The organism is Streptomyces sp. MUSC 14, from assembly GCF_001866675.1.
Taxonomy (GTDB): domain Bacteria; phylum Actinomycetota; class Actinomycetes; order Streptomycetales; family Streptomycetaceae; genus Streptomyces.
In genome coordinates this window covers 18,499-41,019 of record NZ_MLYN01000021.1, presented here as the reverse complement: position 1 = coordinate 41,019, position 22,521 = coordinate 18,499, and the positions used below count along the sequence as shown (strand labels likewise).

The 22,521-nt window shown below is 72.6% G+C and carries 21 protein-coding genes and 1 pseudogene; 12 read left to right on the top strand and 10 right to left on the bottom strand.

The features are described from left to right. Positions 1–80: 80 nt before the first annotated feature. On the top strand, positions 81–1,466 hold the full coding sequence (locus tag BIV25_RS12740) for a cysteine desulfurase/sulfurtransferase TusA family protein (RefSeq protein ID WP_071372378.1): 1,386 nt from the start codon (positions 81–83) through the stop codon (positions 1,464–1,466). 12 nt (positions 1,467–1,478) lie between these two features. Here BIV25_RS12740 and BIV25_RS12735 read toward each other — a convergent pair whose 3' ends face one another. Next, positions 1,479–2,453 carry a carbohydrate kinase family protein gene (locus BIV25_RS12735; RefSeq protein ID WP_071372436.1) on the bottom strand — a complete coding sequence of 325 codons (975 nt, stop codon included), beginning with the start codon at positions 2,451–2,453 and terminating at the stop codon, positions 1,479–1,481. Between the two features lie 130 nt (positions 2,454–2,583). Between BIV25_RS12735 and BIV25_RS12730 the strand changes: the two genes are divergently transcribed. Both BIV25_RS12730 and BIV25_RS12725 read left to right on the top strand, forming a co-directional pair. Next, positions 2,584–2,793, top strand: a complete 210-nt coding sequence (locus tag BIV25_RS12730) for a hypothetical protein (protein ID WP_071372377.1) — start codon at positions 2,584–2,586, stop codon at positions 2,791–2,793. Positions 2,794–2,904: 111 nt separating this feature from the next. Then, complete coding sequence (locus BIV25_RS12725; protein ID WP_071372376.1) at positions 2,905–4,398, top strand: hypothetical protein; 1,494 nt, start codon at positions 2,905–2,907, stop codon at positions 4,396–4,398. A gap of 66 nt (positions 4,399–4,464) precedes the next feature. On the opposite strand, the gene BIV25_RS12720 is transcribed toward BIV25_RS12725, so the two are convergent. After that, the gene (locus BIV25_RS12720) at positions 4,465–4,821 is read right to left on the bottom strand and encodes an iron-sulfur cluster assembly accessory protein (RefSeq protein WP_030340884.1); all 357 of its coding nucleotides are present in this window, start codon (positions 4,819–4,821) and stop codon (positions 4,465–4,467) included. A gap of 242 nt (positions 4,822–5,063) precedes the next feature. Here BIV25_RS12720 and nadA point away from each other — a divergent pair, with 242 nt between their 5' ends. Next, positions 5,064–6,248: a quinolinate synthase NadA gene (nadA, locus tag BIV25_RS12715; RefSeq protein WP_071372435.1), complete on the top strand. Its 1,185-nt coding sequence runs from the start codon at positions 5,064–5,066 to the stop codon at positions 6,246–6,248. Positions 6,249–6,396: 148 nt separating this feature from the next. Beyond that, entirely contained in the window at positions 6,397–6,975 is a 579-nt protein-coding gene (locus BIV25_RS12710) for a Uma2 family endonuclease (RefSeq protein WP_071372375.1), read from the top strand. A gap of 4 nt (positions 6,976–6,979) precedes the next feature. On the opposite strand, the gene BIV25_RS50965 is transcribed toward BIV25_RS12710, so the two are convergent. The 6 genes from BIV25_RS50965 to BIV25_RS12685 form a co-directional block, all read right to left on the bottom strand. Beyond that, complete coding sequence (locus tag BIV25_RS50965; protein WP_177235249.1) at positions 6,980–7,129, bottom strand: hypothetical protein; 150 nt, start codon at positions 7,127–7,129, stop codon at positions 6,980–6,982. 109 nt (positions 7,130–7,238) lie between these two features. Further along, positions 7,239–10,355: an efflux RND transporter permease subunit gene (locus BIV25_RS12705; RefSeq protein ID WP_071372374.1), complete on the bottom strand. Its 3,117-nt coding sequence runs from the start codon at positions 10,353–10,355 to the stop codon at positions 7,239–7,241. 164 nt (positions 10,356–10,519) lie between these two features. Beyond that, the gene (locus BIV25_RS12700; RefSeq protein ID WP_071372373.1) at positions 10,520–11,200 is read right to left on the bottom strand and encodes a response regulator transcription factor; all 681 of its coding nucleotides are present in this window, start codon (positions 11,198–11,200) and stop codon (positions 10,520–10,522) included. 31 nt (positions 11,201–11,231) lie between these two features. Beyond that, a complete protein-coding gene (locus BIV25_RS12695; protein ID WP_071372372.1) occupies positions 11,232–12,446 on the bottom strand; it encodes a sensor histidine kinase in 1,215 nt (404 codons plus the stop codon). A gap of 128 nt (positions 12,447–12,574) precedes the next feature. Further along, complete coding sequence (locus BIV25_RS12690; protein WP_071372371.1) at positions 12,575–12,853, bottom strand: hypothetical protein; 279 nt, start codon at positions 12,851–12,853, stop codon at positions 12,575–12,577. A gap of 33 nt (positions 12,854–12,886) precedes the next feature. Then, positions 12,887–13,678: a PspA/IM30 family protein gene (locus BIV25_RS12685; protein ID WP_079176599.1), complete on the bottom strand. Its 792-nt coding sequence runs from the start codon at positions 13,676–13,678 to the stop codon at positions 12,887–12,889. Positions 13,679–13,913: 235 nt separating this feature from the next. Here BIV25_RS12685 and BIV25_RS12680 point away from each other — a divergent pair, with 235 nt between their 5' ends. The 4 genes and pseudogenes from BIV25_RS12680 (at position 13,914) to BIV25_RS12665 (ending at position 16,859) form a co-directional block, all read left to right on the top strand. Continuing rightward, positions 13,914–14,540: a DUF3043 domain-containing protein gene (locus BIV25_RS12680; protein WP_107486085.1), complete on the top strand. Its 627-nt coding sequence runs from the start codon at positions 13,914–13,916 to the stop codon at positions 14,538–14,540. An 83-nt stretch (positions 14,541–14,623) separates the two neighbouring features. Beyond that, positions 14,624–15,325 carry a bifunctional 2-polyprenyl-6-hydroxyphenol methylase/3-demethylubiquinol 3-O-methyltransferase UbiG gene (locus tag BIV25_RS12675; RefSeq protein WP_071372368.1) on the top strand — a complete coding sequence of 234 codons (702 nt, stop codon included), beginning with the start codon at positions 14,624–14,626 and terminating at the stop codon, positions 15,323–15,325. A 119-nt stretch (positions 15,326–15,444) separates the two neighbouring features. Continuing rightward, positions 15,445–15,549, top strand: a pseudogene (locus BIV25_RS12670) (SAM-dependent methyltransferase); the annotation flags it as partial. Between the two features lie 236 nt (positions 15,550–15,785). After that, positions 15,786–16,859 (top strand): S1C family serine protease, encoded by a 1,074-nt coding sequence (locus tag BIV25_RS12665; RefSeq protein ID WP_071372366.1) that lies wholly within the window; start codon positions 15,786–15,788, stop codon positions 16,857–16,859. 56 nt (positions 16,860–16,915) lie between these two features. On the opposite strand, the gene BIV25_RS12660 is transcribed toward BIV25_RS12665, so the two are convergent. Continuing rightward, a complete protein-coding gene (locus BIV25_RS12660; RefSeq protein WP_071372365.1) occupies positions 16,916–17,134 on the bottom strand; it encodes a hypothetical protein in 219 nt (72 codons plus the stop codon). An 80-nt stretch (positions 17,135–17,214) separates the two neighbouring features. Between BIV25_RS12660 and BIV25_RS12655 the strand changes: the two genes are divergently transcribed. Then, positions 17,215–18,417 (top strand): bifunctional adenosylcobinamide kinase/adenosylcobinamide-phosphate guanylyltransferase, encoded by a 1,203-nt coding sequence (locus tag BIV25_RS12655; protein ID WP_071372364.1) that lies wholly within the window; start codon positions 17,215–17,217, stop codon positions 18,415–18,417. On the opposite strand, the gene BIV25_RS12650 is transcribed toward BIV25_RS12655, so the two are convergent. Further along, on the bottom strand, positions 18,393–19,391 hold the full coding sequence (locus BIV25_RS12650) for a methyltransferase domain-containing protein (protein WP_071372363.1): 999 nt from the start codon (positions 19,389–19,391) through the stop codon (positions 18,393–18,395). The two genes, BIV25_RS12655 and BIV25_RS12650, sit on opposite strands and share 25 nt — an antisense overlap. A gap of 133 nt (positions 19,392–19,524) precedes the next feature. Between BIV25_RS12650 and cobT the strand changes: the two genes are divergently transcribed. Beyond that, positions 19,525–20,640: a nicotinate-nucleotide--dimethylbenzimidazole phosphoribosyltransferase gene (gene cobT / locus BIV25_RS12645; RefSeq protein WP_071372362.1), complete on the top strand. Its 1,116-nt coding sequence runs from the start codon at positions 19,525–19,527 to the stop codon at positions 20,638–20,640. Positions 20,641–20,721: 81 nt separating this feature from the next. Then, entirely contained in the window at positions 20,722–22,518 is a 1,797-nt protein-coding gene (locus BIV25_RS12640; RefSeq protein WP_071372361.1) for a phosphatidylglycerol lysyltransferase domain-containing protein, read from the top strand. Positions 22,519–22,521 lie beyond the last annotated feature (3 nt).

Genomic DNA, 22,521 nt, shown 5'->3' with positions numbered 1-22,521 from the left:
GCGCGGGCTCGTCGTGGCTGGTCGCGCAGTTCCCCGCGCCCCTTGGCCGGCTGCCCCGTCCGGGGTCTTAACGTTGCCGTATGGCCTACTTTGACGCTGCCTCCAGCGCTCCTCTTCACCCGGTCGCCCGTCAGGCCCTGTTGGCCTCCCTGGACGACGGGTGGGCCGATCCCGCCCGGCTCTACAGGGAGGGGCGCAAGGCGCGGATGCTGCTGGACGCGGCGCGGGATGCGGCGGCCGAGGCGGTGGGGTGCCGGGCGGACGAGGTGGTGTTCACGGCGTCCGGGACACAGGCCGTACACACCGGTGTCGCAGGCGCGTTGGCGGGGCGGCGGCGGGTCGGGAGCCACCTGATCGTGTCGTCCGTCGAACACTCCTCCGTGCTCCATTCGGCCGACCTGCACGCGTCGGGCGGCGGGACCGTCACGCAGGTGGCCGTCGGCCGGACCGGAGGCGTCGTCCCCGCCGGCTACGCGGCCGCGCTGCGCGAGGACACCGCGCTCGCCGTGCTGCAGTCGGCCAACCACGAGGTCGGGACCGTGCAGCCGGTGGCCGAGGTGGCCGAGGTGTGCCGGGCGGCCGGGGTGCCGTTGCTGGTGGACGCGGCGCAGTCGCTGGGCTGGGGACCGGTCGGGGGCGACTGGTCGCTGCTCGCGGCCAGTGCGCACAAGTGGGGCGGGCCGCCCGGGGTCGGGCTGCTCGTCGTCCGCAAGGGAGTGCGGTTCGCCGCCCAAGGACCGGCCGGCGAACGGGAGTCGGGCCGGGCACCCGGGTTCGAGAACATCCCGGCGATCGTGGCGGCCGTGGCCTCGCTGCGCGCGGTGCGCGCCGAGGCGGCCCAGGAGGCGGTGCGGCTGCGGGAGCTGACGGCACGGATCCGGGCGCGGGTGGCGGAGTCGGTGCCCGACGTGGAGGTCGTCGGCGACCCCGAGCGGCGGCTGCCGGGGATCGTCACCTTCTCGTGTCTCTATGTCGATGGAGAGGCTCTGCTGCATGCGCTGGACGAGGCGGGTTTCGCCGTCTCCTCCGGATCGTCGTGCACGAGCAGCACGCTGACGCCCAGCCATGTGCTCAAGGCGATGGGGGTGCTGAGCGAGGGCAACGTCCGGGTGTCCCTGCCGCCGGGGGCGGCCGAGGCGGACGTGGAGCGGTTCCTGGAGGTGCTGCCGGGGGCCGTGGCGGGCGTCCGGGAGAAGCTGGGCGCCCCGGTCCCCGCGCCGGCCGCGGCGGCAGGGGGAGCCGGGGAACTCGTCGTCGACTCCCTCGGCAAGCGCTGCCCGATCCCGGTCATCGAACTGGCCAGGGTGTTCGGTGACGTGCCGGTGGGCGGCACCGTACGCGTCCTCTCCGACGACGAGGCCGCCCGGCTGGACATTCCGGCGTGGTGCGAGATGCGCGGGCAGGAGTACGTCGGGGAGGAGCCGGCGGAGCGGGGGACGGCGTACGTGGTGCGCAGGGTGGGCTGAGCCGCGCGGGGCTCAGCCCAGGTGGGCCTGGACCTCCTGCGCGGCCTCGTCGCCGTACGCCTTGGTGAAGCGCTCCATGAAGTGGACCCGGCGCAGCTGGTACTCCTGCGTGCCGACCGTCTCGATGACCAGCGTGGCGAGCATGCAGCCGACCTGCGCCGCCCGCTCCAGGGACACGCCCCAGGCCAGCCCGGACAGGAAGCCGGCGCGGAAGGCGTCGCCGACGCCCGTGGGGTCGGCCTTGCGCTCCTCCTCGGCGCAGCCGACCTCGATCGGGTCCTCGCCGGTCCGCTCGATGCGCACGCCCCGCGAGCCGAGCGTGGTGACGCGGTGGCCGACCTTCTCCAGGATCTCGGCGTCGCTCCAGCCGGTCTTGGTCTCGATGAGGCCCTTCTCGTACTCGTTGGAGAAGAGGTACGTCGCCCCCTCCATCAGCATCCGGATCTCGTCGCCCTCCATGCGGGCGATCTGCTGGGAGAAGTCGGCGGCGAAGGGGATGGCGCGGGAGCGGCACTCCTCCGTGTGGCGGAGCATGCCCTCCGGGTCGTCGGCGCCGATGAGGACCAGGTCGAGGCCGCCCACGCGGTCCGCGACGGTCTTCAGCTCGATGAGGCGGGCCTCGCTCATCGCGCCGGTGTAGAAGGAGCCGATCTGGTTGTGGTCGGCGTCGGTGGTGCACACGAAGCGGGCGGTGTGCAGGGTCTCGGAGATCCGGACCGAAGCGGTGTCCACGCCGTGCCGGTCGAGCCAGGCCCGGTACTCGTCGAAGTCGAAGCCGGCGGCACCGACCAGGATCGGCCGCGTACCCAGCTGGCCCATGCCGAAGGCGATGTTGGCGGCGACGCCGCCGCGGCGCACGTCGAGGTTGTCGACCAGGAAGGAGAGCGACACCGTGTGCAGCTGGTCCGCGACCAACTGGTCGGCGAAGCGGCCGGGGAAGGTCATGAGGTGGTCGGTGGCGATGGAGCCGGTGACTGCGATGCGCACGACGGGCATTCTCCTGCGGGAGGGGGGATTGACAGTTCACGCTATCCGGTCGGGCGACACCGTTGTAGTTGGCAAAACTACCCGATAGTAGGTCTTTCTTCGCACCGTCGACCGTGCCTACGGTGCCAGCATGACGAACCTCAGGGTCCACTCCCCCGCCCCGGCCGACCTGGAGGGCGACCTCGCCACGCTGCGCGGCGACTGCGCCCGGATGGCGGCGCGGTGGTCGGTGCCCGCGCATGCCGAGTCGCGGCCGGTGCCGCCGTCCCGTATCCATGGGGTGAGGGTGCCGACGCGCTCCGCGCGGTTGCTGGACGAGATGTCCGACTACGGCGACTGACGCGCCGGGCGCACTGCCCGGGAACCGCACGCTCCCCTCGTACGTCCCATCGCCGTCCCCCACCGGGGGGAGGCGGGATACGACCTCCCTCGACCGACGAGGAGCGATGCGGTGAACACCGAGCGACCCGAGGACCGCGAGCACCTTGAGGGCTCCGAACGCACCGGGAGCCGTGCCGAGCGCGCCGACGACGAGCGCGGCGGGCGGCACCGGTCCCGGGTCGCCGTCCTCACCGTGGCCGCCGCCGTGCTGCTGGTCGGCGGCGGTGGCGCCTACGTCGCGGCGAGCGGCGCCACGGGCGGCCGTACGGACGGACCCGGCGCGGCCGGCTCGGGTGCCGCTCCCCCGCCGCTCGCCCTCGACCGCCTGAGCGGCGAGGACCCGTACGGCGCGACGTACGTGGCCCAGGGCAGGCTGCCGGCCGGCCCCGGCTCCGCGCCGGTGTACGCCCCGCGGGGCGAGGTCGGCAAGGACGCGGTGGCCAGGCTCGCCCGGGCGCTCGGGGTGGCCGGGACGCCGGTGGCCGAGGGCGGGATCTGGCGGGTCGGCGGCAAGGACGGCACGGGCCCGAGCCTGACGGTGAACCGCGACGCGCCGGGCAGCTGGACCTTCAGCCGCTACGCGCCGGGCACCGACAACTGCGCGAAGGGCGCCCTGTGCACGCACGACCCGATGGGTCCGGCGGGCGGCGCGGTGAGCGTGGCGAAGGCGACCGCGGCGGCGGCTCCCGTGCTGAAGGCGGCCGGGCTGGACGACGCGAAGGTCGACGCGAGCCAGGTGATGGGCGTCCAGCGGGTGGTGAACGCCGAGCCGGTGGTCGGCGGGCTGCCGACGTACGGCTGGACGACCGGTCTGACGGTCGGCGGGCAGGGCGAGGTGGTCGGCGGGCACGGGATGCTCGCGGCGCCGGTGAAGGGCGACACGTACCCGGTCCTGGACGCGGCGAAGACGCTGAAGCTGATGAACGCGGCGCCGAAGGGCGACCACCGGATGGGGATCGGCGGCTGCACGCGCCCGGTACCGGTCAAGGACCGGTTCGAGCAGCCCTGCGGTGCGGGCGCCGGCACCTCCCCGGCGGACACCGCCACCGTCGGCACGGCGGTGTTCGGGCTCGCCGCACACTCCGTCGCCGGGAAGCAGGCGCTGGTGCCGTCCTGGCTGTTCCGGGTGAAGGGCGACGCGGCGGGCGGCGCGTACACGGTGACGTATCCGGCGGTCGATCCCGCGTATCTGGCGCCCGCTCCCTCCATCGGGGCCCCGTCCGGCGGGGCTCCCTCCGGCGGACCGAGTACGGCGCCGAAGCCGCACACCGTGAAGGTCGAGGGGTACACGGCCGACGGCCGGGAGCTGACCGTGAGCTTCTACGGCGGGGTCTGCGCGGACTACACGGCGGCGGCGAAGGAGAGCGGCGGCAAGGTGACCGTCACCGTCACCGAGCATCCCTGGCCGGACAAGGTGTGCGTGATGATCGCCAAGGAGTACGTGAAGACCGTACGGCTGGCCGCGCCGCTGGACGGGCGGACGGTGGTCGGTGCGGACGGCACGCCGGTCCCCCGGGCCGACGCGGGCGCGCCGCGGCCGCAGAGCGGGGCACCGGTGCGGTAGCCCCGTGTACGACGAAGGCGGCGGTCCCGCGGAGGGGGCCGCCGCCTTTCTCATGCCGTGGCGGGCTCAGCTGAAGGAGTCGCCGCAGGCGCAGGAGCCGGTCGCGTTCGGGTTGTCGATCGTGAAGCCCTGCTTCTCGATGGTGTCCACGAAGTCGACGGTGGCGCCGCCCAGGTACGGAGCGCTCATGCGGTCGGTGACGACCTTGACCCCGCCGAAGTCCTTCACCACGTCGCCGTCGAGCGAGCGCTCGTCGAAGAAGAGCTGGTAGCGCAGGCCGGAGCAGCCGCCGGGCTGGACGGCGACACGCAGCGCGAGGTCGTCACGGCCTTCCTGGTCGAGCAGGGCCTTGACCTTGGCCGCGGCGGCGTCGGTCAGGATGATGCCGTCGGTGACGGTGGTGGTCTCGTCCGATACGGACATCTACATCTCTCCCGGGTTGTACGGAGACTGCTTGCCGACGAGTGCAACCGGCAAGGCCGCGGATTCATTCCGGGCCGGGCGCCTGTCTTTCGGCTCCTTCTTCATGCTCGCACATGGCCTGCGGAGCGGAAAACGCCTCATGGGGATTCATGTCACATCGACGCTATGGCCATCGTCAAAGTGACGTGAAGCGGATATGATAGATAGCGTCAGTTAGACGAAAAGTAGAAAGGGTGCGTGTCGTGACCACCGCCCAGACCCCGGAGCTCGACGTGCAGCCGACTCCGCTCGCCCTGCTGCTGCTCGGCCGTGAGGCCGACCCGAAGAGCGAGCGGGGCGTCGAGTGTCCCGGTGACCTGCCGTCGCCCTCCGACCCGGACCTGGTCGAGCGCGCCCGCGCGGCCAAGGAGAAGCTCGGCGACAAGGTCTTCGTACTCGGCCACCACTACCAGCGCGACGAGGTCATCCAGTTCGCCGACGTCACGGGTGACTCCTTCAAGCTGGCCCGGGACGCCGCGGCGCGCCCGGAGGCCGAGTACATCGTCTTCTGCGGTGTGCACTTCATGGCCGAGTCGGCGGACATCCTCACCTCCGACGACCAGAAGGTCGTCCTGCCCGACCTCGCCGCCGGCTGCTCCATGGCCGACATGGCGACGGCCGAGCAGGTCGCCGAGTGCTGGGACGTGCTGACCGAGGCGGGCGTGGCCGCGCAGGTCGTGCCGGTCTCGTACATGAACTCCTCCGCCGACATCAAGGCGTTCACCGGCAAGCACGGCGGCACGATCTGCACCTCGTCCAACGCCAAGCGCGCCCTGGACTGGGCGTTCGAGCAGGGCGAGAAGGTCCTCTTCCTGCCGGACCAGCACCTGGGCCGCAACACCGCCGTCCGTGACATGGGGATGTCCCTGGACGACTGCGTCGTCTACAACCCGCACAAGCCGAACGGCGGTCTGACGGCGGACGAACTGCGGGCCGCGAAGATGATCCTGTGGCGCGGGCACTGCTCCGTGCACGGCCGCTTCAGCCTGGACTCGGTGAACGACGTCCGTGAGCGCATCCCCGGCGTGAACGTGCTGGTGCACCCGGAGTGCAAGCACGAGGTCGTGGCCGCGGCGGACCACGTCGGCTCGACCGAGTACATCATCAAGGCCCTGGAGGCCGCGCCGGCCGGGTCCAAGTGGGCCATCGGCACGGAGCTGAACCTGGTCCGCCGACTGGCGAACCGTTTCGCTCCCGAGGGCAAGGAGATCGTCTTCCTCGACAAGACGGTCTGCTTCTGCTCGACCATGAACCGCATCGACCTGCCCCACCTGGTCTGGACCCTGGAGTCCCTGGCCGAGGGCACCCTGGTCAACCGGATCGAGGTCGACAAGGAGACCGAGGCGTTCGCCAAGCTGGCCCTGGAGCGGATGCTGGCGCTGCCGTAGGCAGCTTCGGCTGTACGCAGGACAGGGGCGCCTCCCGGTGTCGGGGGGCGCCCCTGTCGTGCCACGATCGAGGGAACGGTTTCCGATCCCATGAACAGGTGATCTTGCGATGTCCCAGTCTGGCGAGCGACCGAAGGAGGGGCGTGACATGACTGCCGTGGCGCATGAGCCCACCACGCCGGCTGAGGGACTGCTGGACATCTTCCTGTCCCTCGACACCCCGGAGGGCTTCCGGGCCGAACTGATCGAGGGGGAGATCGTCGTGACACCGCCGCCGGACGGGGAGCACGAGCACTACATCACCCGGCTTATGAAACAGGTGATCAGGCGGTCCCGGATCGACATGGATTTCTCGGGCAACAAAGGACTGAAGCTGAGAAAGGGAGACGACGGCACGAGGGACCACGTGATCCCAGACGGCACCTTCGCCCCCGCCCACCTGCACCTCTACCGCACCGCGGATCCCTGGATGCCCTCCGAGGGCGTCACCATGGTCCTGGAAGTGACCTCCGCCAAGCCGGGGAGGGACCGCGAGGCCAAGCGCCGCTGTCACGCCCGCGCGGCCATCCCTCTGTACCTGCTGGTGGACCGGGACGCCTCCTCGATCACGCTGTTCAGCGACCCCAAGAACGAGGAATACCGCCAGCGATACACGGTCAGTTTCGGCAAACCCCTCGCCCTCCCGGAGCCCTTCGGCTTCGAGCTGAAGACCACCGACCTCCTCTGACCGATCACCTCTCCGAAAGCCGAGCGCCCCTGCCGGCGGCGATGCGCACCGCGTCCCGCAGCACCCCGGCAAGCCGGACCCCGGCGAAGCGCAGCTCCCGCACTCCCGCCCGCCGGTCGGCCAGCAGGTCCTTCGACGCCCGTCGCACGGGCAAGGACACGGGGTGAACCGCTCGACGCCGTCGTCTCGGTGGAGCGGTCCTGACACACGCGTCGGCCGGGCCCGCGCTGCGAGGCGGGCCCGGCCGACGGCACGACCGGCTTCTACACTCCGGCCGGCTCCGGTTCGTCCACGGCGGACTCGGTCTGGACCGGTGTGCCCTTCTTCGCCGCCCGCTTCTTCGCCCGGCGCTCCTTGCGGAGTTCCAGCATGGCGTAGAGCGTCGGGACGAGGAGCAGGGTCAGCAGGGTGGACGTGATCAGGCCGCCGATGACGACCACCGCGAGGGGCTGGGCGATGAAGCCGCCCTCGCCCGTGACGCCCAGGGCCATCGGCAGCAGGGCGAAGATCGTCGCCAGGGCCGTCATCAGGATCGGGCGCAGCCGGTGGCGGCCGCCCTCGATCACGGCCTCGACCACGCCGTAGCCCTGTCCGCGGTACTGGTTGATCAGGTCGATCAGCACGATCGCGTTGGTGACCACGATGCCGATCAGCATCAGCATGCCGATCATCGCCGGGACGCCCATCGGGGTGCCGGTGGCGACCAGCAGGCCGATCGCGCCCGTCGCCGCGAACGGGATCGAGACCAGCAGGATCAGCGGCTGGACAAGCGAACGGAACGTCGCGACCAGCAGCATGAAGACGATCGCGATCGCCGCCAGCATGGCCAGGCCCAGGTTCTTGAACGCGTCGTTCTGGTCGGAGGTGACACCGCCGATCTCGGCCGTGGCACCCGTCGGCAGCTTCAGCGCCTTGATCTTCGACTGGAGCTTGGTGTTGATCGCACCGGTGTTGTCACCGGTCGGCTTCGCCGTGATCGTCGCGGCGCGCTGCCCGTCGATCCGGGTCAGCGACACCGGCCCGTCCACCACCTGCACCGTGGCGATGTCACCCAGCCTGGCCGGGCCCACCCGCAGGTTCTTCAGCTGGGCCAGCGTGGTCGCGGGCTCGGCCGACCGCACCACGACATCGCGCTCGGTGTCGTCGAGGACCGCCTTCGCCGCCGTCGTACCGCGCACCGCCTCCGCGACCACCGCACCGAGCTTCTGGTCGTCCAGACCGGCGGCCGCCGCCTTGGCGTTCGCCCTGACCGAGATCCGCGGCACGCTGGTCGAGAGGTCGCTGGTGACGTCGGTGACGCCGCCGAGGCCCGCGACCGTGGCGCGGACCTGGTCCGCCGCCGTGCGCAGCGCCTGCGGGTCGGCCGCCTTGACCACCACGCTCAGGTCCTGGTTGCCGAAGCCGCCACCGGCGGACACGGTGGTCGTGCCGATGCCCTGGAGCTTCTTCAGCCCGTCCTCCAGGTGCTTCTGGACGTCGTCGTACGACTTCGAGTCCTTCAGCATGATCTGGTACGACGCCTGGTTGGTGTCGGTGCCGCCGCCGAAGGCCGCCATGAAGCCGGAGGAGCCGACGGTGACCTGGTAGTCCTTGACGCCCTTGGTCGAGGCGATGAGCCGCTCGACCTTCTTCGCCTGGACGTCGGTGGCCGCGAGGCTGGTGCCGGGCTTCAACTCCTGCTTGACCGTGAGGACTTCCTGCTCGCCCTGGTCGAAGAAGTTGGTCTTCAGCATGCCGCCCATGCCGAACGTGAGCACGAGGACCACGACCGCGATCAGCAGGCTGGTCAGACGGCGGCGCGTGGCGAAGCGCAGGACCGGGACGTAGACGCGCTGCAGGCGGCTGTTCGCCTCCTTCTCCTCGGCCCGGCGCCGGGCCTCGGCCGCGTCGTCCGGGGTGCCCTTGGGGGCGCGCACGAACCAGTACGACAGGACCGGGACGACTGTCAGCGACACGACCAGCGAGGCCAGCAGGGCCGCCGTCACCGTGATGCTGAACGAGCCGAACAGGGCGCCCACCATGCCGCCGACCAGGCCGATCGGCAGGAACACGGCGACCGTGGTGAGGGTCGAGGAGGTGACCGCGCCGGCCACCTCGCGCACCGCGGTGATGATCGCCTCCTGCCGCTCCTCGCCGTAGCCCAGGTGCCGCTTGATGTTCTCCAGGACCACGATCGAGTCGTCCACGACCCGGCCGATGGCGATGGTCAGCGCGCCCAGCGTGAGCATGTTCAGGGACAGGCCGCGCGTCCACAGCACGATCAGGGCGAGGACGACGGACAGCGGGATGGACACCGCCGTGACCAGCGTCGAGCGGATCGACGCGAGGAAGACCAGGATGACGAGGACCGCGAAGAGCAGGCCGAGCGCGCCCTCGGTGGTCAGGCCGTTGATGGACTTGGAGACGGCCGGACCCTGGTCGCTGACGACCGTCAGCTCGGCACCCGAGCCGAGCTGCGTGCGCAGGTCGGACAGCTTGTCCTTGACGGCGTTCGAGATGGTGACCGCGCTGCCGTCGTGGTCCATGGTCACGCTGACGGCGAGGCTGGGCCTGCCGTCGGTGCGGGTGATGGAGTCGGCCGGGGCCGGCTGCTCCCTGACCGCGGCCACGTCACCGAGGCGCACGGGCTTGCCGCCGCCCTCGCCGGTGACCGTCAGGTCCTGGATCTGCGCGAGCGAGGTGAAGCCGCCGCCGACCTGGACGGTGCGGTTGGCGCCGCCCTCGTCGAAGGAGCCGGCCGGGACGGTCGCGCCGCCCGCCTGGAGGGCCTGGCCGAGTGCGGCGGGGGTGAGACCGGCCCGCGCCAGCTTCGCGTCGTCCGGGGTGACCGTGACCTGGAGATCGCGCACGCCGGTGACCGCGACGCGGCCGACACCGGAGATGTCCTTCAGCGTCGGTACGACGGTCTTGTCCAGCTGGTCGGCGAGGGCCTGCTGGTCCTTGTCGGAGGTGACGGCGAGGACGACGGTCGGCATGTCGTCGGTCGAGCCGGAGACGACCTGCGGGTCGACGTCGGACGGGAGCTGGTTGCGGGCCCGGTTGACGGCCTGCTGGACGTCGGAGACGAGCTGCTTGGTGTCGTTGCCGTAGTCGAAGGACGCCATGATCACGGCGTTGCCCTCGCTGGCGGTCGAGGTGACGCCCTTGACGCCGTCGACGCCCTGGAGGTTGTTCTCGATCGGCTCGATGACCTGCTTCTCGACCACATCGGGCGAGGCGCCCTGGTACGGCGCGATCACCGAGACCATGGGCAGGTTGATGGTGGGCAGCAGCTGCTGCTTGATCTGGGGTATCGCGATCAGCCCGAAGACGAGCGCGATGAGCGACATCAGGCCGATCAGGGCCCTCTGGCGCAGGCTGAACCTCGACAGCCAGGACATGGGTCAGGGTCTCTCAATCTATGAGCGGCAGACCCTCTCACCCTCGCCCATCACGGAGGGCGAAACCGTAGCCCCAGAGTCCATTTCCTTATCCGCTCCCTACTCCGCCCGCAGTACGCCGGGTGGAGAGCGGAGTACACCGTGGCTCGGCCCCGGGGTGGAGATCAGTCCGTGCGCGGCCTGACCAGCCCCGACTCGTAGGCGATCACCACGAGCTGGGCCCGGTCGCGGGCGCCCAGCTTGGCCATGGCCCGGTTGACGTGCGTCTTGACCGTGAGCGGGCTGACCTCCAGGCGCTCGGCGATCTCGTCGTTGGAGTGGCCGCCGGCGACCTGGATCAGCACCTCCCGCTCCCGTCCGGTGAGCGCGCCGAGCCGCTCGGAGCGGGCGGGGTCGCGGCCGTCGTCGCCGTCGCCCTGGGCGAGGAAGCGGGCGATCAGCCCCTTGGTGGCCACCGGGGACAGCAGGGCCTCGCCACCCGCCGCGACCCGGATGGCGTTCAGCAGCTCCTCCGGCTCGCTGCCCTTGCCGAGGAAGCCGGAGGCGCCCGCGCGCAGCGCCTGGACGACGTAGTCGTCGACCTCAAAGGTCGTCAGGATGACCACGCGGACCTCGGAGAGGGAGGGATCGACGCTGATCATCCGGGTGGCGGCGAGCCCGTCCGTGCCCGGCATCCGGATGTCCATGAGGACGACGTCGGCGCCCTGCTCTCTGGCCAGCCGGACCGCCTCCGCGCCGTCGGAGGCCTCGCCGATCACCTCCATGTCGGGCTCGGAGTCGACGAGCACCCGGAACGCGCTGCGCAGCAGGGCCTGGTCGTCGGCGAGCAGGACACGGATCGTCATGCGGGCTCCCCCGGGGGCCGTCGTACGGCGCTCAGGCCGTAGGGGTCTCGGTGCGGGTCTTGACGGGCAGGATCGCATGGACGCGGAAGCCGCCGCCGTAGCGGGGTCCGGTGGTGAGGGTGCCGCCGAGGGCGGTGACCCGCTCGCGCATGCCGAGCAGCCCGTGCCCGCCGCCGGTGCCGGGCGCGCTCGGCCCGCCCGGACCGTCGTCCACCACGGTCACCTCGATGTCCGGTCCCACGCGTACGACGCTGACCTCGGCCCTGGCACCGGTCCCGGCGTGCTTCTGCACGTTGGTCAGGCCCTCCTGGACGATGCGGTAGGCGGCCAGCTCGACGGCGGCCGGCAGATCGGCGTCCGGTCCGGCGCGGGCCACCTCCACCGGGAGCCCGGCGCTGCGGAAGGTGCCCGCGAGCTCCTCCAGCCGGCTCAGCCCAGGCGCGGGCTCGGTGGGCGCCTCGGGGTCGCCGGACTGCCGGAGCAGGCCGACGGTCGCGCGCAGCTCGTCGAGGGCGCTGCGGCTGGCCTCGCGGACGTGGGCGAGGGCCTCCTTGGCCTGGTCCGGCCGCTTGTCCATGACGTGCGCGGCGACCCCTGCCTGCACGTTCACCAAGGCGATGTGATGGGCGACGACGTCGTGCAGATCACGGGCGATGCGCAGCCGCTCCTCGGCGACCCGGCGCCGGGCCTCCTCCTCGCGGGTCCGCTCGGCCCGCTCGGCGCGCTCGCGGATGGCCTGCACGACCGCGCGCCGGCTGCGCACGGCGTCCCCGGCGGTGGCGCCGATCCCGGTCCAGGCGAGTACGCCCAGGTTCTCCTGCGCGTACCAGGGCAGGGGGCCGCCGAGCATGGCGGCGGCCGTCAGCACGGTCATGGTGAGCAGGCCGACGCGCAGGGTGGTGGTCCGGTCGGTGGTCGAGGCGACGGTGTAGAGGGCGACGACGGCGGCCATCGTGACCGGGGCACGCGGGTCACCGGTGACGCACTCGACGACGGCGAGCGTGCTGGTGACGGCCAGCACCGGCATGGGGGCGCGGCGCCGGAAGACGAGCGCGCCCGCGGCGAGCAGCATGAGGAGGAGGCTCAGGGCGGCCGGGGTGCGGGCACCCCAGGCGACCCCGTCGGTGCCGCGCGGCGTCACGAACGAGCCCGCGATCATGCATCCCAGCACGCCCGCGGCGACGCCCGCGTCCAGGGCCCACGGATGCGCCCTGACGCTGCAGCGGGCGCGTTCGAGAGTGCTCACGAGAGGAACAGTACGGGGGCTTTGTAACACCCTGTGCCGGTGAGTGCCCCGAAGGAGCGCGGGGAACTGCGCGCGCGACCACGGTGCACCGGCACCCGCACCCGGAAACGACAAGCACCCGGGCGGCGCTACCCCGGAATCAACCCCTCGTCACCGAGCATCTCCCGGACCTCCTCCAGCGAGGCGTCCGGCGACGGAAGGATCAGCTCCGAGGGCTCCAGCGCATCGTCCGCAAGCGGAGCGCCGAGGCGGCGGACGGAGTCGAGAAGGGCGCCGAGGACACGGCGGAAGCCTTCCTCGTCGCCGCTCTCCATCTCGTCCAGCAGCTCGTCGTCGAGCTTGTTCAGCTCGGGGAAGTGGGAGTCGGCCAGCTGCCACTGGCCCTCCCCCATGATCCGCACGATCACGTCGGCCTCCTCGGCTCGGGCCCCGGCGCCGGACTACTGCTTGTCGAAGCGCGGGGTGTCCTGCGGGTGCTGCTGGGGCTGCCCCTGCGCGGTACCGCCCTCGATGGCCTGCTGCGGAGAGCCTCCGGCCAGCTCGGCCTTCATCCGCTGGAGCTCCAGCTCCACATCCGTACCACCGGAGAGGCGGTCCAGCTCGGCGGCGATGTCGTCCTTGGCCGTGCCGGTCGGGTCGTCGAGGGCGCCGGAGGCGAGCAGTTCGTCGATGGCGCCGGCGCGGGCCTGGAGCTGCTGCGTCTTGTCCTCGGCGCGCTGGATGGCCAGGCCGACGTCGCCCATCTCCTCGGAGATGCCGGTGAAGGCCTCGCCGATGCGGGTCTGGGCCTGGGCGGCGGTGTAGGTGGCCTTGATGGTCTCCTTCTTCGTGCGGAAGGCGTCCACCTTGGCCTGGAGGCGCTGGGCCGCGAGGGTGAGCTTCTCCTCCTCGCCCTGGAGGGTCGCGTGCTGCGTCTCCAGGTCGGTGACCTGCTGCTGGAGCGCGGCGCGGCGGGACAGCGCCTCGCGGGCCAGGTCCTCGCGGCCGAGCGCGAGCGCCTTGCGGCCCTGGTCCTCCAGCTTGGAGGACTGCTGCTGCAGCTGGTTGAGCTGGAGTTCCAGACGCTTGCGGCTGGTCGCCACGTCGGCGACGCCCCGGCGCACCTTCTGGAGCAGCTCCAGCTGCTTCTGGTACGAGTAATCGAGGGTCTCGCGCGGGTCCTCGGCCCGGTCAAGGGCCTTGTTCGCCTTCGCGCGGAAGATCATCCCCATACGCTTCATGACACCGCTCATGGGCTTCGCGCGCCCCCTTCTGACGGACTCCAGCTCACAGATCCTGCGACAGGACCCACAGTACGGGCCCTGACTCCATTACCGCACTGTTCGGGGAGTGATGCGCTCATCCCCAAGGACGACTACGGACCGTACCGCTCCGGCGTGAGGAGTAGGTGACCCCCTGTCGTGACGTCCCCTCTGTCCCCCTACGACGACTGGCGTTGCCGGATCGTTCCCCACTCGGCTGGGGTCCATGCCGGTGCAGCGCTTACCCTTGGTCTTTGTGTTCCGTAGCCGTGCCAAGGAAGAGAAGGCCCTCGCCGACAAGGCGCAGGTGACCGACTCCAAGCAGCCCCGTGACCCGCAGGCCAAGAAGGGGAGGCCCACGCCCAAGCGCAGTGAGGCCCAGTCCCAGCGCCGCAGTGTCGCCAACACGCCGACGACCCGCAAGGACGCCGCCAAGCGCCAGCGCGAGGATCGGCGCCAGGCGCTGGAGCGCCAGCGCCAGGCCCTGACCACCGGCGACGAGCGGTATCTGCCGGCCCGCGACAAGGGCCCGGTGCGCCGCTTCGCCCGGGACTGGGTGGACTCGCGGTTCAACGTGGCGGAGTTCTTCCTGCCGCTGGCCGTGATCATCCTCGTGCTGAGCATCGTGCGTGTGGGCGCGATCCAGAGCATCGCGCTGCTGCTGTGGCTGGTCGTGATCGTGCTCATCGTGCTGGACGGGGCGATCAGCGCGTTCCGGCTGAAGAAGCGCCTCAAGGAGAAGTTCCCCGACCAGAACACCCGGGGCGCCGTCGCCTACGCCCTGATGCGCTCCCTCCAGATGCGTCGGCTCCGGCTGCCCAAGCCGCAGGTCAAGCGCGGAGAGCGGCCCTGAGCGCAGACGCCTTCACCGGGGATGCGGCGGGGGCCTGGCTGCGCAGACTGGGCGGGCTGCGTGACGTCGTCCGCCAGGAGCTGGTGGCCCGGCAGCTCGACGAGCAGATAGCCGCGCGGTTCCCGGTCGGCCGGCGGCTGCGGGTGCTCGACGTGGGGATGGGCCAGGGCACGCAGGCGCTGCGGCTGGCCCGCCTCGGCCATCAGGTCACCGGCGTCGAGCAGGACACGGCGATGATCGACGCCGCCCGTGAGGCGCTGGCCGCGCAGCCCGAGGGGATCCGCGAGCGGGTCCGGCTGGTGCAGGGCGACGGGCGTGACACGGGCGTGCACTTCCTGCCGGGCAGCTTCGACGTGGTGCTGTGCCACGGCGTGCTGATGTACGTCGAGGAGCCCGACCCGCTGGTGGCGGGCCTCGCCCGGATGCTGGCCCCCGGCGGCCTGCTCTCGCTGCTGGTGCGCAACGGCGACGCGCTCGCCATGCGTCCGGGCCTGTCCGGCGACTGGGCGGGCGCCCTGGCCGCGTACGACACGACGCAGTACGACAACCGCCTCGGCCTGAACGTCCGGGCCGACCGGCTGGCCACGCTGACCGCGACGCTCGCCGGTCTCGCGGCCCCGCTGCACGCCTGGTACGGGGTGCGGGTCTTCACGGACACGGCCGCCGACGACGCACCGGTCCCGGACGACCTGGACGCCCTCCTGGCAGCCGAGGAACGAGCCGGCCGCACCGACCCCTACCGCCGCGTGGCGGCACTGCTGCACCTGTGCGGCGTACGCGGCTGAACCAGACACCCCGCCCGTCCGCACGCCCGACCGAAACACTCGCCGACCTCACGACCCCGCCGCACGCCCGGCACAGGGTGCGGGTCTTCACGGACACGGCCGCCGACGACGCACCGGTCCCGGACGACCTGGACGCCCTCCTGGCAGCCGAGGAACGAGCCGGCCGCACCGACCCCTACCGCCGCGTGGCGGCACTGCTGCACCTGTGCGGCGTACGCGGCTGAACCAGACACCCCGCCCGTCCGGACAACGCCGTACCCCCACCCCACCCACCTCGACCCGAACGTCCAAACCGACCGGCCGACCGAAACACTCGCCGACCTCACGACCCCGCCGCACGCCCGGCACGGGGTGCGGGGTCCTCACGGACACGGCCGGCGGCGACGGCTGGGCCGGGTGCCCGCGCCCGTTCGGAGGAACAGCGCGGGCCGGGTGACCGGCGCCCGGTGAGACTCGGGGCATGGACGCTTCCCGTACCCGTGCCCTCGGCCGGGCCGTGGCCGCCGTCGCACTGGTGTGCTGCGCGGCCCTCGTCGCCGGCTGCTCCCCCGCCTCCGCCCCGGCGGAGCGGGACTCCGCGACGACCGCGCGGGCGGACGTACCGATGGCCGCGGGCGATCTCCAGGGCCAGTACCAGAGGGTGATCAAGGAGGTCCTGCCGTCGGTCGTGCAGATCCAGGCGCGCGACGAGCTGGGCTCCGGTGTGGTGTACGACGACCGGGGGCACATCGTCACCAACGCGCACGTGGTCGGGCAGGACAAGACCTTCAGGGTGACCACGGCCAACAGCGAGGAGCCGCTCACCGCGAGCCTGGTGTACTCGTATCCCGTGCAGGACCTGGCCGTGATCAAGCTGGACAGGGTGCCGGACGGGCTGCGGGCGGCGACGTTCGGCGACTCCGAGAAGGTGGACGTCGGCCAGATCGTGCTGGCCATGGGCTCGCCGCTCGGGCTGTCGTCCAGCGTGACGCAGGGCATCGTCTCGGCGGTCGGACGGACCGTCAGCGAGAGCCGCTCCCGCGGCGGTACGGGCGCGACGCTCGCCAACCTGGTGCAGACCTCGGCCCCCATCAACCCCGGCAACAGCGGCGGCGCGCTGGTCAATCTGAACGGGGAGGTCATCGGCATCCCGACGCTCGCCGCCGCCGACCCCGCCCTCGGGGGCAGCGCGGCGCCCGGCATCGGGTTCGCCATCCCGGCGTCGATGGTGCGGACGATCGCCGGCCAGATCGTGAAGGACGGCAGGGTCGTCGACTCGGGGCGGGCCGCGCTCGGCGTCATCGGGCGGACGGTCGTGAACGCGAGCTACCGGCCGGCCGGGGTGGCGGTGGTCAGCGTCAGGCCCGGCAGCGCGGCGGCCAGGGCGGGCCTGCGGCAGGGCGACATCATCACCCGGCTGGGCAAGCAGCCCATCAGCACCATCACCTCCCTCTCGGAGGCGCTGGCGGCGGACCGGCCGGGCCAGAGGACGTCGGTGACGTACGAGCGGGGCGGCACCGAGAAGACGGTGCACGTGACGCTCGGCGAGCAGTGAGGAACCGGCGAGCGGGAGACCGGGGGCACGGCCGTGCGGCCGTACCCCCGCCACCCTCAGCTCTCGGCGGCGGCGCGCAGGCTCATCGGGGCCGGGTAGATCTCGGTGCCGTCCTCGAACAACCGGACCTGGTCGACGCCGCCGTCCAGCAGCGCCCGCCACTGCTCGCCGATCCAGGACTCGGCATCGCCCTGCGTGGTGAACTCCTCGGGCTCCACGGCGGGCTCGGCCTCCGTCCCGTCGGCCTTCTCGAACCGCCACGTCCATGCCGTCATGCAGGCCTCCTTCGATCCGACACGTGCTGGCAGACTAGCCGGAAGCGCAAGACCTGATCAGACGGGCGAAAATCGATTCCGTGGAAGTGACTCTGCTCGGTACCGGCGCCCCGGCCGGCCTGCCCCGCCCCGACTGCCCCTGTGCCGCCTGCGCGAGTGCACTCGGACCGGACGCCCGGGCGGCGACCGCCGTGCTGGTGGACGGGGCGCTGCTGCTCGATCTGACGCCGGGCGTGGCGTTCGCGGCGGCGCGGGCCGGGCATTCGCTGGGCGGGGTGCGCCAGGTGCTGCTGTCGCATCCGCACGACGGCCCGGCGGTGGAGGTGCCGGCCGGGCTGCCGCAGCCCGTCCGGGTGCCGGACGGGCGGGAGTTGGCGCTGCTGACGGGGCATCGGGTGCGGGCGGTCGCGATGGACGCGGGCGGCACCGGGTACGCGGTGACGGGACCGGACGGGCAGCGGCTGCTGTACCTGCCGCCGGGCGGCGCGCCGGCCGGTCTGGAGGAGCCGCGGGCGGAGTCGTACCACCTGGTCCTCGCGGACGTGGTGGCCCGGCCCGACGCGCTGGCCCGGCTGCGGGCGGTGGGTTCGGCCGGCCCGACGACGGACGTGGTCGCCGTCCACCTGGACCACGACGTGCCGCCCGGCCCGGAGACGCGACGGCGGCTGGCGGCCGCCGGGGCGCGGGCGGTGCCGGACGGTTCGACGCTGACGGTCGGGGTGTACGAGGACGTGCCGGACGTGCCGCGCCGCACCCTGGTGCTGGGCGGCGCGCGCTCGGGCAAGTCCGTGGAGGCCGAACGGCGCCTGGAGTCCTTCCCGGACGTGCTGTACGTGGCGACGGGCGGCACGCGCGGCGCGGACTCCGAGTGGGCGGCCCGGGTGGCCCTGCACCGCGACCGGCGGCCGGGCTCGTGGCGTACGACGGAGACGACCGACCTGGTGCCCCTGCTGGGCCGGGACGGCCCGCCACTGCTGATCGACTGTCTGTCGCTGTGGCTGACGGACGCGATGGACGCCGTGGGGGCGTGGGACGACGCGGAGTGGGCGGGCGGCGGCGAGAAGCTGCTGCGGGAGCGGGTGCGCGAACTGACGGACGCCGTGCGCGCCACGCGCCGGACGGTGGTGGCGGTCTCGAACGAGGTGGGCTCGGGCATCGTCCCGGCCACCGCCTCCGGGCGGCGCTACCGGGACGAACTCGGGCGGCTGAACGCGGCGTTCGCGGCCGAGTGCGAACAGGTGCTGCTGGTGGTGGCGGGTCAGGCGCTGGTGCTGCGGGGCTGACCGCGCCGGGCGATGACGCGGTACGCGTTCGAGAAGCGGGTGCGGCGCAGCAGCGGCGCCAGCATGTGGTCCAGGGCCGAGGCCGTGGCGACGAGGGGGCCGAGGACCCGTCGCAGGAACGGGGGCGCCTGGGCCAGGGAGAGGGACAGCGCCGCCGACAGGTCGTAGGGGATGTGGGGTGTCCGGCGGTCCGTCGCGAGGATCGTGCAGCCCTGGGCCTCCAGCTCCGCGCACAGGTTGGCCAGGGGCAGCAGGTGGAGATGGCGGGGCTGGCCGTACGGGAGCCAGCGGCGGCCCAGCAGCGTCCCGAACAGGCTGCGCGGGTCCGGGAGTTCGAGCAGCAGGAGGCCGCCGGGGCGCAGCGCCGTCAGGGCCGCGCGGAGTTCGGCGCGCGGGTCGGGACTGTGCTCCAGGTGGTGGAACACGCTGACCACGTCGTAGCGCGAGCGCAGGCGGGGCAGGACCCGGGGGTTCGTGAGATCGCCGATGTGCGCCTCCTCGACGCGGCCCGCCCGGCGGGCCTGCTCGACGCGCGGGGTCGGGTCCAGGCCGTCGAAGGACGTGTACGGGAAGACCTCCCTGGCCGTCTCCGGGAAGCGGGCGTGCCCCGTGCCCACGTCCAGCCAGCTCTCCGGCTCGGTCAGCGCCAGCACGGTGTGGGCCACGGCCAGGTACCGGCGGCGGACGGCGCCCGGGGACAGCGTCCGGCCGGCGAAGTCGCCCAGGTGGCTGGCGTAGAAGGCCAGGTGGCGCAGGGCGAGGCCCTCCGCCGTGAGCCGGGGGTTCTGGAAGGCGTGCCCGCAGTCGCGGCACTGCTCCACGGCGCAGGTGCCCGGGCCGCGGCGGCGCGGCGGCGTGGCCCGCGCCCGGGTGCGCAGCCGCCTGCCGCCGCACCAGGGGCAGTCCGTGCGGCGCGGCTCGTGGTGCGGGTCGGCGGGCGGCCCGGTGTGCGGGGTGGGGGGCGAGGTCGGCATGGGCGGCTCCCTGTGCGACATTCCGCTGCAAAACGGAACGTATGGGATACCGATCTTGGGTGCAAAGACGTCATGCGGGCGTGGTGGCGATGTGGCGCGGAAGGAGCCGTCGGCGAGCGGTACTGTTCGGCGAATGAGCAGGCTTAATCTGGACGACTTCACCGATCTGATCGAGCGCCCGGACGGGGGCGTTCGCCGTGACGCCGAGGCCCGGCGGGAGCGCCAGATCGTGCCCCCCGGGGCACTGGGGCGCCTCGACGAGCTGGGCGAGTGGCTGGCCGCCGCACAGAGCGCCACACCGGTACGGCCGGTCGAGCGGCCACGGGTGGTCCTCTTCGCCGGTGACCACGGGGTCGCCGAGCTCGGCGTCTCGGCACGGCCGGCGGGCGGCGCGGCGCAGCTGGTGCGGGCGGTGCTGGAGGGCGCGAGCCCCGTGTCCGTGCTCGCGCGGCGCCAGGAGGTCCCCGTACGGGTCGTGGACATGGCCCTGGACTGCGACCCGGACGCCTTCCCCGAGGACGTCGTACGGCACCGGGTGCGGCGCGGCAGCGGCCGTATCGACATCGAGGACGCCCTCACCGAGGACGAGGCCGAGGCGGCCCTGCGGGCGGGCATGGCGATCGCCGACGAGGAGGCCGACTCGGGTACGGACCTGGTCGTGCTCGGCGACATCAGCGTGGGCGGGACCACGGCGGCGGCGGTCCTGATCGCGGCGCTGTGCGGGACCGACGCGTCGGTGGTGACCGGACGCGGCGGGCTCGCGATCGACGACCTGGCGTGGATGCGCAAGTGCGCGGCGATCCGGGACGCGCTGCGGCGGGCCCGGCCGGTGCTCGGGGACCAGCTGCAGCTGCTGGCGGCCGTGGGCGGGGCGGACCTGGCCGCGATGACCGGGTTCCTGCTCCAGTGCGCCGTACGGAAGCTGCCGGTGATCCTGGACGGCGTGGTGGCCGCGGCCTGTGCGCTGGTCGGTCAGCGGATCGCCTTCCGGGCGCCGGACTGGTGGCTGGCCGGGCACGACAGCGGGGAGCCGGGGCAGGCGAAGGCGCTGGACCGGATGGCGCTGGAGCCACTGCTGCGGCAGGGCGTCGAGGTCGGCGAGGGGACGGGCGCGCTGCTCGCGCTGCCCCTGGTCCGGTCCGCGGCGGCGCTGGCGGCGGAGCTGCCGGAGAAGCCCGAGAAGCCGGAGGAGCCGGAGGAGCCGGAGGAGCCGGAGGAGGTCTCCGGGGAATCCGGGGCGGAGGAGTAGCGCGGCACGGTCCCGGGACAGGGGGGGCACCCCGGCGGAAAAGTGTGGTTCGCCAGGGCAGCCCCCATATGATCCTGACCCATGGGAGATGCCCGAATTGCCGTACCACCGCACGCCGAACCGGGGCGGCCGGGTGAGGAGGGGCGGCGGTCCACCGGGGCTTCCCGACGGGCCGCCGCCTTCGCCGTCTGGTACCTGCGGACCGTCACCTTCATCAACTTCCTCAGCGCGGTCTGGGTCTCGCTCGGACAGGACGTGCGCCGGCACAACCAGGACGACTACTTCACGCCATACCTGCTGACGGCCGGCTTCGCCTCCGGCGTCTTCACCGCGTTCCTCGCGATCACCATGCGCCGCCGCAAGCGGGCGGCGTGGATCCTCAACCTGGTGATGAGCGGGGCGTTCCTGGCGCTGTTCGCGTTCGCCATGGTGTTCCCGGAGATCCGGCGGTACGCGCAGAACTGGATCTCGCTCGGCCTCACGGCCGTCTTCGTCGGCGCGCTGCTGGCCGGCCGCCGGGAGTTCTACGCCAAGGGCGACCGCTCCAACCCCCGGCTCGCCGCGACGGTCGCCGTCGGCGGCGGGGTCGCCTCCTCCCTGCTCGCCGGGCTGCTGATCACGGTCACCAACGAGGCGCCGGACGCGGCCCGTTCGACCTTCCTGGAGCGCTGGCACTACGGCGCCCTGCGCCTGGTGTCGGTGGCCGCCGACGAGTCCCGCTTCCCCGGCGTCAACCCGCCGAACTGGGCCAACGTCGCGATCAACGTGCTCAGCACGGCCCTCGTCCTCGCCGTCTTCTACGCCGCCTTCCGCTCCCGGCGCGCCGTCGACCCGCTGACCGAGGACGACGAGAAGCGGCTGCGGACCCTGCTGGAGCGGCACGGCGAGCGGGACTCGCTGGGTTACTTCGCGCTGCGCCGGGAGAAGAGCGTGGTGTGGTCGCCGACCGGGAAGGCCGCCGTCGCCTACCGGGTCGTCGGCGGGGTCTCGCTCGCCTCCGGGGACCCGATCGGGGACCCCGAGGCCTGGCCGGGGGCGATCGATCCGTGGCTGGCCGAGGCGCGGGCGCACGGCTGGATCCCGGCGGTGATGGGCGCGAGCGAGGAGGCGGGCACGATCTACGCCCGGCACGGCCTGGACGCGCTCGAACTCGGCGACGAGGCGCTCGTGGAGGTGGCCGAGTTCACCCTGGAGGGCCGGGCCATGCGCACGGTGCGCCAGGCGCACAACCGGGTGAAGCGGGCCGGCTACACGGTGCGCATCCGGCGCCACGCGGACATCCCGGCGGACGAGATGGCGCAGCTGGTGGAGAGGGCGGACGACTGGCGCGACGGGGCGACCGAGCGCGGGTTCAGCATGGCGCTCGGCCGGCTCGGGGACCCCGAGGACGGGCAGTGCGTGATGCTGGAGTGCTCCGACGCCGAGGGCAGGCTGCGCGCGCTGCTGTCCTTCGTGCCGTGGGGGCCGCACGGGCTGTCCCTGGACCTGATGCGCCGGGACCGCGACTCCGACAACGGGCTGATGGAGTTCATGGTCATCGAACTGCTGCGCCGGGCGGGCGAGATCAGGATCACGCAGGTCTCACTGAACTTCGCGATGTTCCGTTCGGTCTTCGAACGTGGCGCGCGCCTCGGTGCCGGTCCGGTGCTGCGGCTGTGGCGGTCGCTGCTCAGCTTCTTCTCCCGCTGGTGGCAGATCGAGTCGCTGTACCGCGCCAACGCCAAGTACCGGCCCATCTGGGAGCCGCGGTTCCTGCTCTTCGAGAAGAGCGCGGACCTGCTGCGCATCGGCCTCGCCTCGGCCCGCGCGGAGGGCTTCCTGGAGGCGCCGGGACTGCCGAAGTGGCTGCACCGCAGACACCTCGGCACGCACCGATGACCG